The following is a 12,028-nucleotide window of genomic DNA, read 5'->3' as shown; positions in this document are numbered from 1 at the left end:
TTTGCAGGCGGAATTGCGAAGCAGTACGCAAAGCGGCCGCGATGTTGCCGCGCTCGCGCCGCTGGACTGCGCGATCGCTGGCGCCGGCATGCCGTCATGTGCGGTCCGCTCCCGGACTGACGGGCCACTGGACAGCGCACCTCGCCCACTTGTCCGGCGCGATTTCCATGTTAGGCTGGCCGGACAGATGGGGATGGAGTCCCCCGACAACCGCCCGGCGGCCTGTGACCGTAGTGGGCTGATGACTCCTGCTTGAGGAGAGGCAATTTCTAGGCCTCTGCCTTCGGCGGGAGCATGGACAAACCCGCCGCCGGCGGGTTTTTTGTTGCCTGGATGAAGGCCGAGGAGAGGTCAAGCAGAGGCCGAGGAGAAGTCCTGGACGTGATGACGACAACACCGAATGCTGCGCGTGCGGGGCTGCCCAGGGGGATCTGGGTGCTCGGTTTCGTCTCGATGCTGATGGACGTCTCTTCCGAGATGATCCACGCGCTGCTGCCGGTCTATCTCGTCACCGTGCTCGGCGCCTCCACGCTCACCGTCGGCTTCATCGAGGGCATTGCCGAGGCGACCGCCTCGATCACGAAGATCTTCTCCGGCGCGTTGTCCGACTGGCTCGGTCGGCGCAAATTGCTCGCTGCGCTCGGCTACGGGCTGGCCGCGCTGACAAAACCGCTGTTCCCGCTTGCCCCCAGCGTCGAATGGCTGGTTGCCGCGCGCTTCATCGATCGCGTCGGCAAGGGCATTCGCGGCGCGCCGCGCGATGCGCTGATCGCCGATATAGCACCTATCGGTCTGCGCGGCGCGAGCTTCGGTCTGCGTCAGTCGCTCGACACCATCGGTGCGTTCGTGGGGCCGCTCATGGCGATCGGCCTGATGTGGTGGACGGCGGACAACTTTACGATGGTGTTCTGGGTGGCCGTGCTGCCGGGCTTCCTGTCGTTCGGACTGATCGCGTTCGCGGTGAGCGAGCCGGTACCGGACTCAGGCCGGGAGCCGTCAAGGAATCCGCTGAATACCGCCGCGATGCGCCAGCTCGGGTCCGTGTACTGGCGCGTGGTCGCGGTTGGCGTCGTGTTCACGCTGGCGCGTTTCAGCGAGGCGTTTCTGATCCTGCGCGCACAGAATATCGGGCTCAATGCGATGTGGGTGCCGGCCGTGCTGGTGCTGATGAACATCGTCTATGCGTTGTCGGCCTATCCGGCCGGCGTGCTCTCGGACCGGATCAACCGCACCGGCCTGCTCGCGCTCGGCCTCGTCTTCCTCGCCGGCGCCGATCTCGCGCTCGCGCTGCTGCCAAACCTTGGCGGCCTCGCCCTCGGCGTCGTGCTGTGGGGACTGCATATGGGATTGACGCAAGGCCTGCTCTCGGCCCTCGTCGCCGACGCAGCGCCACCGAGCTTGCGCGGCACCGCGTTCGGCTATTTCAACCTGTTCACCGGCCTTGCCTTGCTGGCCGCAAGCGTGATCGCCGGCGCCTTGTGGGATGCCTATGGTCCGGCCGGCACGTTCCTGGCGGGGCTCGGCTTCGCGCTGGTCGCGCTCATAGGACTATTTGCCGTCGGCAACGGGCTGGCAACGGAGAAGAAACGATGACGGGGGGGCTGTTCGCCGTGCTGAGCGGAGTGCTTGCGATTATGATCGGCAGCGTGCTGGGCGGCTGTGCGCGCTATTTCATCTCCGGCTCGATCGCGCGGAGGCTGGGCGAGACGTTTCCGTGGGGCACCGTGACCGTCAACGTCACCGGCGCCTTCCTGATCGGCATTTTTGGCGCATTGGCGACCCATCCCGGCTCGGTCTTCGCCGCGCCCGATCCATGGCTGTTCGCGGTCACCGGCTTTCTTGGCTGCTACACCACGGTGTCCTCGTTCAGCCTGCAAACGCTGACGCTGGCGCGCAACGGCGAGGCGATGCACGCGCTCGGGAATGTCGCGGTCTCGGTCGTGCTCTGCCTCGCGGCCGTCAGTTGCGGCTTCCTCCTCGCGGACACTCTGGGAGGCTAGAGGCAGATGAAGTCCTTCCCTTCTGCCGATCGCTGGCGCACCGCGACGCTCTATGCCTGGATTGCCGCCGGCAGCATGGTCGGCGGGCTGACGCGCTATCTGGTCGGGCTTGCGCTCGACACCGGCTCCGGCTTCCCGGTCGCGACGCTGTTCATCAACGCCACGGGCTCACTCATCATCGGCTTCTACGCAACGCTGACCGGGCCCGACGGCCGCCTGCTGGGGCGGCCCGAGCACCGGCAGTTCGTCATGACCGGGTTCTGCGGCGGCTACACGACGTTTTCGACCTTCAGCCTGGAGACCTTCCGCCTGTTCTACGGCGACATGAAATATACGGCGCTCACCTATATCGCGGCATCCGTTATCTGCTGGCTGGTGTCGGTATGGGCAGGCCATATGACAGCCAGCGGCACCAACCGCTTGCGAAGGAGCTGACCATGCAAATCCCCAATCAGGCAGTTTCGCTCCGGATCTTCATTGGCGAGAACGACCAATTCGACGGCAAGCCGCTCTATGAAGCGATCGTGATGACGGCGCGCGAGCGGCATCTGGCCGGCGCCACCGTGCTGCGCGGCCCGATGGGCTTCGGCAAGTCCAGCCGGCTCCACACTTCCAAGATTCTGCGGCTCTCGGAAGACTTGCCGTTGCTGATCGAGATCGTCGACAGCGAGGACAACATCAATGCATTCCTGCCCATCCTGGATGGCATGATGTCGAGCGGCCTGATCACCTTGGAGAAGGTGCAGGTCCTCCAATATGGTGAGAAGGCCGCGCGCTGAGCGCGCCGGCAGGAACCCGAGCCCGCCATATCCGGGAGGCGGAATGAACGATACCGTTGCCAAACCGAAAACCAGGACGAAGACCAAGGTCGAGCGGCCGAAGCTGCATAAGGTCATCCTGATCAACGACGACTTTACGCCCCGCGAATTCGTCACGATGATCCTCAAGGCCGAGTTCCGCATGACCGAGGATCAGGCCTACAAGGTGATGATCACCGCCCACAAGCTCGGCGCCTGCGTGGTCGCGGTCTTCACCAAAGACGTCGCCGAGACCAAGGCTACCCGCGCAACGGATGCCGGCCGCACCAAGGGCTATCCCCTGCTGTTCACCACGGAGCCGGAGGAATAGTGGCACCGGTCCAGCTTTGGTGCTTTGGCGCCCGCTTTCGATTTCGGCGCCGAATCTGCTTTGCCGAATAGTGTATCTATTGGCTGTCAACAGGCGCATGCTGAGCCATCACCGGCTCATCACGGCATCCATCGGTGACTGAGAGAGTCTTTGCGCTCCCGCCCAATGCGGAGCGTCCTATGCAAGACACCACCAAGCGCACCATCCCGCTGAGCAATCGCCTTGCCCAATTGGCAGCCGAGGCTCGCCGTCGCGCAGAGATTGCCCCGCCCGGCGTTCAGCGGGAATCGCTGCTCAAGGCGGCGCGATTGAGTGAAACGGCCTCGCACATTCATGATTGGATAAGCCTGCCTGGCCCCAAAACCCGAGGTAATGGCAAGCAAACCTTGTCGGCCGCCTGTTCACGTCGAGCGACGATCCGGGCCAAGGGCGGCATCCGCCTTCAAATCGCACTTCAAATATAAGTTGTATGAAATGAACTATATTTCATTTTGGTTGTTGTAACAGCGTCCCCAAACGAAACGGGGCGGTCAACAGCCAAAGCAGCCCAAATGATGAAATCTCTTGTCGCGTTCGCGATGTTCGCGCTCCTCGGAGTGTCCGTAATGGTGCTGCCCGGTTTTGCTCCGCAAGTAAAAGCGCGCGAAACCGTTGCTTTGGCGAAGGCGGACCGGCTGGCGAGCCTTCCGGTGGCGCGGAATTGCCTGGGCCAGGTCTGGCCGGACTTCGAAGCATCGTGTCTGCGCCGGGGTGAATCCGATGTCAGGGTTCATGAAGCTCGTTTGGTGACGGCTCGCCGCTAGACCAACCATCGCAAAGCGCCGGCCGAGCTTGTCGGATGATCCAGGAAAGTGTCGTGCACAGATGTCAACGCCCCCAACCTCCTTGCCGAACGTTCTCGTCGTCGAAGACGAGATGATCCTGCGCATGCGCGCGGTCGATATCGTAGAGGATGCAGGCTTCTGCCCTGTGGAGGCCGTCAACGCCGACGAAGCCATCTCGATCCTCGAGTCGCGGTCGGACATCTCGCTTCTGTTCAGCGACATCCAGATGCCCGGGACCATGGACGGCCTGAAGCTGGCCCACGCGGTGCACGATCGCTGGCCTGCCATCAAGATCGTACTGGTTTCCGGTCAGGTAAAGCCGTCTGAAACCGAAACGCCGGCGGACAGCCGCTTCTTTCGCAAGCCGCTCGCCGTCGACGAAATGATCTCGCAGTTGCAGACGATGATCGGAGCGGGCGCGCTAAAAATCCTTCCGACCACAACGGATCCCGGGGAAAACCTTGGGGTTGCCCGATCGCCACAGGAATCGGTTCTGGTGGCGGAGAACGACAATCTGCGCCTGTTGCTGGAACAGGCCGACACCGACGCCAAGGTCCTGCTCGCTCAAGCCGGCATCGAAGCCCACGAACGCGAGGCGGCCGACAAGTTGCAAAAGCTCATCCTCGGAGAGCTGCATCATCGCATCAAGAATACGCTTGCGACGGTGAGCGCAATCGCAGCCCAGAGCTTCCGGGCCGCAATCAATCTCGAGCAAGGCCAAAAAGCCATGGATGGCCGCTTGCTGGCGTTGGGGCGCGCCCACGACCTGTTGATACAGGTCAGCTGGTCCAATGCGAGCCTCACTCATACCCTGAGCGGCGCCACCGATCCCTATGACGGTCAGGGAGGTCGACGATTCCATTTCAATGGGCCGGATCTCCGGATCACATCCGGTGCCGTGATAGCGCTCGCGATGACGTTCAACGAGCTCTGCACCAACACGACGAAGTTCGGCGCACTGTCCAGTTCCTCCGGACATGTCGAGATCGCATGGACGGTGGACGAGATCGAGCAAAGGCTGCGCCTGAAGTGGAGCGAAAGCGGCGGCCCCGTGGTGGCGCCGCCGACACGACGGAGCTACGGCACCCGGATGATCGAGTCGCTCGGCCAGCAACTGAACGGACAGGTGCGGCTGGCCTACGAACCGTCCGGATTTGTCTATCAGCTGGATGTACCGCTGAAGTCGGTGATGGCGTCGAACGCCTGAATTCTGCTCACCAGGCTGACGGCGGCGGACATCCGAGGATGACCTCAGGCCATCACCACCGGCGTCTCCTCCGTCAGCCCGTACACGCGCTGCGCCTTGGAAAAGCCCGCGATCGGGAATTCGCCGAGCTCGTGCCAGTCGTGGTGGCAGACATTGGCGAAGCCTTCTGAGGCCACGACGGTCCGCCCCAGGCGACCCGTGATCTTCTCCAGCCGCGCAGCAAGATTGACCGCGGGGCCAATGCAGGTGAAGTCGAGGCGGTTGCCGCCGCCAATATTGCCGTAGAGGATGTTGCCGACGTGGAGCGCCACGCCGAAGCGGAAGCGCTCGACGACGTCGCCGACAGGATATGCGAGCGCCTCGACACTGGCGCGAGATTCGCGCGCTGCCTCCAGCACCCGCGTGCAGACATGCGCGGCATCGCCGACATATTCGTCGATCGGGAATACCGCGAGCAGGCCGTCGCCCATGAATTTCAGCACCTCGCCGCCATGGCCGCGGATCGCGGCAACCTGGCAGTCGAAATAATGGTTGAGGATCTCGACCACGGTCTCGGCCGGCAGCCGGTCCGACAGTGCCGTGAAGCCGCGCAGATCGGAGAGCCAGATCGCAGCCTGCATGGTGTCGTTGTGGCCGCGGCGGATCTGACCGCCAAGGATGCGCGCGCCGGCACGATTGCCGACATAGGTGTCGAGCAGCATCTCGGCGGTGCGGCGCAGGCTGATGATCTCGGTGATGCGCGCGAGCGGCTTGACGATGGTGTGAATCGCCGCGATGTGTTCATCGGTGAAGCCGCCTGGATGGCGCGTTGTCCAGCTCGTCGCGTGGACCGAGCCGTCGAGAAACTGCATTGGCGTCGCGACGTAGTCGGTTACGCCTTCGGCACGCATATCGTCGAAAAAAGGGAAATGCTTGCTGCCGGGATCGTCCATGCGTCCCCGCACCTCAAGTCCCTGCTCGAACACGACCCGCAGCGGACTTCTGGCGAATTCCGGCGTCTCCAGGATCTCGAAATCGACCGTGCCGATCTCGACCTCCTCGCCTTCCCGCCAGATGAAGTTGCGACCGAAAATTTCGGGATGCAGCGTGCGGATGAAGATGCCGAACCGCCATAGCGGCAGACCGGCTGCAACCATCCGTTCGCAGGCTTCGGCCGTCATCTCGGCCGGGGCCTTCGACGACCAGGCGCCGTCGATCAGCCAGTTGGTGATACGTTGGAGCTCGGAGCTTTCCATGCGTGCATTTGCGGACGAAGTTGTGGGATCGTCAAGCTGCGCGGTGGACTAGTGGCGCGATACAAGCGCCCTGCGGAACGCTAGCGCCCGACCTGGCCGCGGTCGCGCAGGAAATGATCCGCCAACACGCAGGCCATCATGGCTTCGCCGACGGGGACGGCGCGGATGCCGACGCAGGGATCGTGGCGGCCCTTGGTCATGATCTCGGTGTCGGCGCCGTTGCGATCGACGGTGAGACGCGGCTGCAGGATCGACGAGGTCGGCTTGACGGCGAAACGCACCACCACCGGCTGCCCCGTGGAGATGCCGCCCAGCACGCCACCAGCGTGGTTGGACAGAAAACGCGTGCCGTCATTGCCCGTGCGCATCTCGTCGGCATTCTCTTCCCCGGTGAGTTCGGCCGCGCCGAAGCCGGCGCCGATCTCGACGCCCTTCACCGCATTGATGCTCATCATTGCGGCGGCGAGCTCGGCATCGAGCTTGGCGTAGATCGGGGCGCCAAGGCCAGCCGGCACACCTTCGGCGACGACCTCGATCACCGCGCCGATCGAGGAGCCGCTCTTGCGGATGCCGTCGAGATAGGTCTCGAAGAACGCGGCCTTGTCCTTGTCCGGACAGAAGAACGGGTTTTTCGCGAGCTCGTCCCAGTCCCATTTCGCGCGGTCGATCTTGTGTGGCCCCATCTGCACCAGCGCGCCGCGCACCTTCACATCGGGCAGCACCTTTCGAGCGATCGCGCCGGCGGCGACGCGCGTCGCGGTCTCGCGCGCCGAGGAGCGGCCGCCGCCGCGATAGTCGCGCAGGCCGTACTTCGCTTCATAGGTAAAGTCAGCGTGGCCAGGCCGAAACTTGTCCTTGATCTCGGAATAGTCTTTTGAGCGCTGGTCGGTGTTCTCGATCAGGAGCCCGATCGGCGTGCCCGTCGTCACCTGCACGCCGGTCTCCGGATGCGCCATCACGCCGGAGAGGATCTTGACCTGGTCCGGCTCCTGACGCTGGGTCGTGAAGCGCGACTGGCCGGGTCGGCGGCGATCAAGATCACCCTGGATGTCGGCCTCGACGAGCGGGATCATGGGCGGGCAGCCGTCGACCACGCAGCCGATCGCCACCCCATGGCTCTCGCCGAAGGTCGTGACGCGGAACATGTGGCCGAAGGTGTTGAAGGACATCCGTATCTAGCTCGTAAGTCAGTGCTGACTTAACTCGCCCTGAAATTGGGGTCAAATGCCTACACGGTCGTCATGGCCGGGCTTGTCCCGCCATCCACGTTCTTGGCCCACAAGCGCAAAAGGGCGCCCCGGGCATGACGGCGCAGGACGCGCAAGCGAACCGGCTTAACTAAACTTCTCCAACCGCCCGTCGCGGAACACGTAGACGGCGCCCTGCTCGATATAAAGTTCGGCGGCGCTCGCCGGCGTCTCCAGGCCGAGTGAAACCATCAGGGCCCGGCAGGTCCCACCATGGGCGACCGCGACGGTGTCGGTCCGGAGTTGGTCGTACCAGGCGCGCACGCGGACCTGCACATCGGCGTAGGTCTCTCCGCCCGCGGGGCCCACCGTCCATTTGTCGGCGAGGCGCCGGGCGTAGATGTCGGGATCGGAGGCCTCGCTCTCGGCCAGCGTCAGTCCCTCCCAGGTGCCGTAGCCGATCTCACGCAGGCGATCGTCGAGCGTATAGCCCGCAGTCGGCAGTTCGAGCTTGCTCCGCGCCAGTTCCATGGTCTCTCGTGCGCGGCCAAGCGGACTCGACACGTAGGGTAATGCGGCCTTGTCGCGGCCCTCGCGCTTGAAGAGATCGGCGAGAATGCCGCCGGCCTGCACCGCCTGACCGCGACCGCGTGCGTTCAGCGGAATGTCCTTGATGCCCTGAAGCCTCCCGAGCGCATTCCACTCGGTCTCGCCGTGGCGAAGGTAATAAATCGTGGGCACAGGCATTGCTGGGTGAAAAGTTAGTCCTTCCCGCCGAACGAAATGTCCGGCGCTTCCGGGCGCTTCATGCCGAGCACGTGATAGCCGGAATCGACGTGGTGCACCTCGCCGGTGACGCCGCGCGAGAGGTCGGAGAGGAAATACAGAGCGCTGCCGCCGACGTCTTCCGTGGAGACGTTGCGCCGCAGCGGTGCGTTGGCCTCGTTCCACTTCAGGATATATCTGAAATCGCCGATACCGGACGCCGCGAGGGTCTTGATCGGCCCCGCGGAGATCGCGTTGACGCGGATATTCTTCTCACCGAGATCGGCGGCGAGATAACGCACGCTCGCTTCGAGCGCCGCTTTCGCGACGCCCATGACGTTGTAATGCGGCATCCACTTCTCGGCGCCGTAATAGCTGAGCGTGATGAGCGAGCCACCGTCGGTCATCAGCTTCTCGGCGCGTTGCGCCACCGCCGTGAACGAATAGCAGGAGATCAGCAGGGATTTCGAAAAATTCTCCTGCGTGGTGTCGACGTAGCGGCCGTCGAGTTGCTCGCCATAGGCGATCGCATGCACCAGAAAGTCGATCTTGCCCCACTTCTCCTTCAGCACCGCGAAGGCCGCATCGATGGTCGCAGCATCGGTGACGTCGCAATGGCCGAGCACGAGCCCGCCGATCTCGGCGGCGAGCGGCTCGACGCGCTTCTTCAGCGCATCGCCCTGATAGGTGAAGGCAAGCTCCGCGCCAGCCGCGTGGCATGCCTTGGCAATGCCCCAGGCGATCGAGCGGTTGTTGGCAACGCCGAGGACCACGCCCCGCTTGCCCTGCATCAGACCTGAATTCTGCGCCATTTTGCTAACGTCCCGTCGAGCTCCCGGTGAGGTTTGGAGGTACACCAGCCCTCCGTTGCGGTACAGTCCTAATACGCGGCGTTAACGCTGTTTCAAGCGCCGGAATAGCCGTTCCGCTCGGGTGTTATGATCGTTGTGGCGCTCGCGCCGACATCAGGACGTCAAGACCGCAATGAGTGCGTTTCGCCAGAGTGTTGAAGCCATGATCCCGGCGTTGCGCCGCTACGCCCGCGCGCTCACGCGCGAGGCGGATGCGGCCGACGATCTGGTGCAGGATACGCTGGTGCGGGCGCTGCGTTCGGAGCGTCTGTTCCTCGGAGGCGACGTCAGGAGCTGGCTCTATACGATCCTGACCAACCTCAACAAGAACCGGCGGCGTTCGCTGGCACGACGGCCGCAATTCATGCAGCTGACGGAGAACAACCCGGATGCCAGCGGGACCGAAGCCGAAGGGCGCGATATCGAGAGGGCGCTGGCGACGCTCGTCGAGGAGCAACGCTCGGTGCTGCTCCTGGTGATGCTGGAGGGCATGAGCTACCGCGAGGTCGCCGACATCCAGGGCGTGCCGATCGGCACCGTGATGTCGCGCCTGGCACGCGCCCGCGCCCACGTCAAAGCCTCGCTGGAGGGCGAGCGCCCGGCGCTCAGGCGGGTGAAATGATGGCAGGATTGATGCATCGCGCCGGTCGTTTCTCCTGCATGGCGCGGGAAGCGGCGCAGTTGAACCACGAAGAACATTTTGGGCCGCAGAGCCAGAGACGATCGATATGAACGACCGCAAGATCCCAGTGACCGAGGACGAACTGCACGCCTATGTTGACGGCGAGCTGCCGGCCGAGCGCCGCGCCGATGTCGAGGCCTGGCTTGCCGCGCAGCCCGAGGATGGCGAGCGCGTGCAGTCCTGGCGCGCCATGGCCGAGATGCTGCACGCCCGCTACGATTCCGTCGCCCAGGAGCCGGTGCCGGCGCGGCTCGAGCTCGAACGGCTGGAGCGCCGCCCGCGGCACTGGCTCTATGGCGCCGCCGCGGCTGTGCTGGTGGCCTTCATGGCCGGCGGCACCGCCGGCTGGCTGGCGCACGGTGCCGCCAACGCGCCCTCGACTTTCCAGAGCTTTACGACCGACGCACTCGACGCCCACCGCCTCTATGTCGTCGAGGTTCGCCATCCCGTCGAGGTCGGCGGCAACGAGCGCGACCACCTCCAGGCCTGGCTGACCAGACGCTGCGGCTGGACCGTGTTTGCTCCGAACCTGGAGGCGAGTGGACTAAAGCTCGTCGGCGGCCGGCTCTTGCCGGGGCCGAACGGCCCGGCGTCGTTCCTGATGTATGAGGGCGCCTCGGGCGAGCGGTACACGATCTACACCGCCAAGACCGAGAATGGCGCGACGCAGATGCGGTATGCCAGAACGGACAAGGACGGGGCGCTGTTCTGGTCGGAGCGCGGCGTCGGCTACGTCGTCAGCGGTGGCGGCGACCGGGACCGGCTGACCAAAGTGGCGCAGGCGGTCTACGACCAAGCAGAGAAAAGCGGCACCTAGACAACCACGCAAACGCGGTGCCTCGATTCCGACATTGAAAATTTGGAATGAAGACATCGGCGCGTCTCATTATCGCACCGGATGATCACGCGAAAATGAGCAGCGTTCGATCCGCCGATCGACGCGGGCGGCCTCGATTGGGGTTTTTGGTACCGCGCTGGTCCCCCTCTCGAGGCCGCACCTTTTTATCGGCTGCCCCGCCGGACAGCCGACACTTCGAGCACGTGAGCCAAGAAGGGCTACCACGCCTCGGGCATATGATGAGCATCATCTCGATGCACGACGCTCTCAGTCTTTAGGAGAACCCCTCACACTTTCCGGATCACACTTAGCCAAGCCCGCTACGTGGATTGTAGGGGCGCTGCTCCCGCCACTTTTCCATCAATGCTTCAAGCTCGGCGTCGTTCCCGTCCGGTAGCATAATCCTGACGGTGACGAAGAGATCCCCGGTTCCACCAGTTTTTGGCAATCCTTTGCCCTTGAGGCGGAAGGTCCGGCCGCTGGAGGTGTTTTGCGGAACCGAAAGCTCCACGGCATTGCCGAGGGTGGGCACGCGGACCTTGCCGCCAAGCACCGCCTCGTAGAGCGTGACCGGCAGGTCGATCCTGAGATCGGCGCCCTCGATCTTGAAGAACGGATGCTGCGCGATGCCGATCGTGATCAGGAGATCGCCCGGCGGATGGCCCTGAGCGCTCTCGCCCTGCCCCCGCAACCGGATCTGCTGGCCTTCGGTCACGCCGGCCGGAATCTTGACGTTGAGCTCCTTGCCGTTCGGCAGCCGGACGCGCTTCTCGCCGCCCTTCACCGCCTCCTCCAGCGAGACGGTCATGGCGACATTGACGTCGAGATCGAGCCCGATCCCGCCGGTGTCGAATTCGAACTGGGCACCGCCGCCGGCCCCTGGGCGCGGACGCGGCCCTCCTCCGAACATGCTGTTGAGGATGTCCTCGAACGCGCCGCCGCCCGGACCAGGGCCCGCGCCGCCACCGCGGAACGTATAGCTCTCGAACCCGCCGGGACCCGCGCGCCCGCGCGGCCCACCGCCGCCGCCCGGAAAACCCTGGAAGCGCGGCTTGCCGTCGGCGTCGATCTCGCCGCGGTCGAATTGCTTGCGCTTGTCCTCGTCGCCGAGGATCTCATTGGCCGTATTGAGCTCAGCGAAGCGCTCGGCCGCCTTCGGGTCGTTCTTGTTGCTGTCGGGATGGTGCTTCTTGGCAAGCTTGCGATAGGCGCTCTTGATCGCGGCAGCGTTGGCGCTCCGCGGCACCCCCAAGACCTCATAGGGGTCGCGCATCCGTCACGTCTCCTTCAAGAAATCGAATTGTTCAAAGG

15 protein-coding genes and 1 riboswitch are annotated in these 12,028 nt (G+C 64.2%); of the genes, 10 read left to right on the top strand and 5 right to left on the bottom strand.

The window, feature by feature from the left end; all coding sequences use genetic code 11:
- Nucleotides 1–180: 180 nt before the first annotated feature.
- A riboswitch (Fluoride riboswitch) is annotated at nt 181–258 on the top strand.
- A gap of 126 nt (nt 259–384) precedes the next feature.
- From ACIPUD_RS35785 to ACIPUD_RS35750, 8 genes are all read left to right on the top strand, one after another.
- The gene (locus tag ACIPUD_RS35785; protein ID WP_446482512.1) at nt 385–1,593 is read left to right on the top strand and encodes an MFS transporter; all 1,209 of its coding nucleotides are present in this window, start codon (nt 385–387) and stop codon (nt 1,591–1,593) included.
- A complete protein-coding gene (crcB, locus tag ACIPUD_RS35780) occupies nt 1,590–2,000 on the top strand; it encodes a fluoride efflux transporter CrcB (RefSeq protein ID WP_446482504.1) in 411 nt (136 codons plus the stop codon). The genes ACIPUD_RS35785 and crcB overlap by 4 nt, the downstream gene beginning before the upstream one ends.
- A 6-nt stretch (nt 2,001–2,006) precedes the next feature.
- Complete coding sequence (locus tag ACIPUD_RS35775; RefSeq protein WP_446482503.1) at nt 2,007–2,435, top strand: fluoride efflux transporter FluC; 429 nt, start codon at nt 2,007–2,009, stop codon at nt 2,433–2,435.
- Between the two features lie 2 nt (nt 2,436–2,437).
- Complete coding sequence (locus tag ACIPUD_RS35770) at nt 2,438–2,779, top strand: DUF190 domain-containing protein (protein ID WP_085352544.1); 342 nt, start codon at nt 2,438–2,440, stop codon at nt 2,777–2,779.
- A gap of 43 nt (nt 2,780–2,822) precedes the next feature.
- On the top strand, nt 2,823–3,128 hold the full coding sequence (gene clpS / locus ACIPUD_RS35765) for an ATP-dependent Clp protease adapter ClpS (RefSeq protein WP_007594672.1): 306 nt from the start codon (nt 2,823–2,825) through the stop codon (nt 3,126–3,128).
- Between the two features lie 179 nt (nt 3,129–3,307).
- Entirely contained in the window at nt 3,308–3,592 is a 285-nt protein-coding gene (locus ACIPUD_RS35760) for a hypothetical protein (RefSeq protein ID WP_446482502.1), read from the top strand.
- 87 nt (nt 3,593–3,679) lie between these two features.
- A complete protein-coding gene (locus ACIPUD_RS35755) occupies nt 3,680–3,931 on the top strand; it encodes a hypothetical protein (RefSeq protein WP_026233118.1) in 252 nt (83 codons plus the stop codon).
- 61 nt (nt 3,932–3,992) lie between these two features.
- Entirely contained in the window at nt 3,993–5,159 is a 1,167-nt protein-coding gene (locus ACIPUD_RS35750; protein WP_204513892.1) for a sensor histidine kinase, read from the top strand.
- Nucleotides 5,160–5,203: 44 nt separating this feature from the next.
- On the opposite strand, the gene ACIPUD_RS35745 is transcribed toward ACIPUD_RS35750, so the two are convergent.
- The 4 genes from ACIPUD_RS35745 to fabI all read right to left on the bottom strand — a co-directional run bounded on the left by ACIPUD_RS35745 (nt 5,204) and on the right by fabI (nt 9,158).
- Nucleotides 5,204–6,394 (bottom strand): adenylate/guanylate cyclase domain-containing protein, encoded by a 1,191-nt coding sequence (locus ACIPUD_RS35745; protein WP_204513891.1) that lies wholly within the window; start codon nt 6,392–6,394, stop codon nt 5,204–5,206.
- Nucleotides 6,395–6,474: 80 nt separating this feature from the next.
- Nucleotides 6,475–7,563 (bottom strand): chorismate synthase, encoded by a 1,089-nt coding sequence (aroC, locus tag ACIPUD_RS35740; RefSeq protein WP_446482501.1) that lies wholly within the window; start codon nt 7,561–7,563, stop codon nt 6,475–6,477.
- 165 nt (nt 7,564–7,728) lie between these two features.
- Nucleotides 7,729–8,328: a histidine phosphatase family protein gene (locus tag ACIPUD_RS35735; protein ID WP_018456242.1), complete on the bottom strand. Its 600-nt coding sequence runs from the start codon at nt 8,326–8,328 to the stop codon at nt 7,729–7,731.
- 14 nt (nt 8,329–8,342) lie between these two features.
- Nucleotides 8,343–9,158, bottom strand: a complete 816-nt coding sequence (fabI, locus tag ACIPUD_RS35730) for an enoyl-ACP reductase FabI (protein ID WP_247565640.1) — start codon at nt 9,156–9,158, stop codon at nt 8,343–8,345.
- A 172-nt stretch (nt 9,159–9,330) separates the two neighbouring features.
- Between fabI and ACIPUD_RS35725 the strand changes: the two genes are divergently transcribed.
- Both ACIPUD_RS35725 and ACIPUD_RS35720 read left to right on the top strand, forming a co-directional pair.
- The gene (locus ACIPUD_RS35725) at nt 9,331–9,819 is read left to right on the top strand and encodes a sigma-70 family RNA polymerase sigma factor (protein ID WP_007594679.1); all 489 of its coding nucleotides are present in this window, start codon (nt 9,331–9,333) and stop codon (nt 9,817–9,819) included.
- A gap of 106 nt (nt 9,820–9,925) precedes the next feature.
- A complete protein-coding gene (locus tag ACIPUD_RS35720; RefSeq protein WP_085352549.1) occupies nt 9,926–10,696 on the top strand; it encodes an anti-sigma factor family protein in 771 nt (256 codons plus the stop codon).
- 328 nt (nt 10,697–11,024) lie between these two features.
- On the opposite strand, the gene ACIPUD_RS35715 is transcribed toward ACIPUD_RS35720, so the two are convergent.
- Nucleotides 11,025–11,990: a DnaJ C-terminal domain-containing protein gene (locus ACIPUD_RS35715; RefSeq protein ID WP_018456238.1), complete on the bottom strand. Its 966-nt coding sequence runs from the start codon at nt 11,988–11,990 to the stop codon at nt 11,025–11,027.
- Nucleotides 11,991–12,028: the final 38 nt, after the last annotated feature.

It is taken from the genome of Bradyrhizobium sp. CAR08, assembly GCF_052871955.1.
The sequence above is the reverse complement of the archived record's forward strand: the minus strand, read 5'-3'. Positions and strand labels throughout refer to the sequence as shown.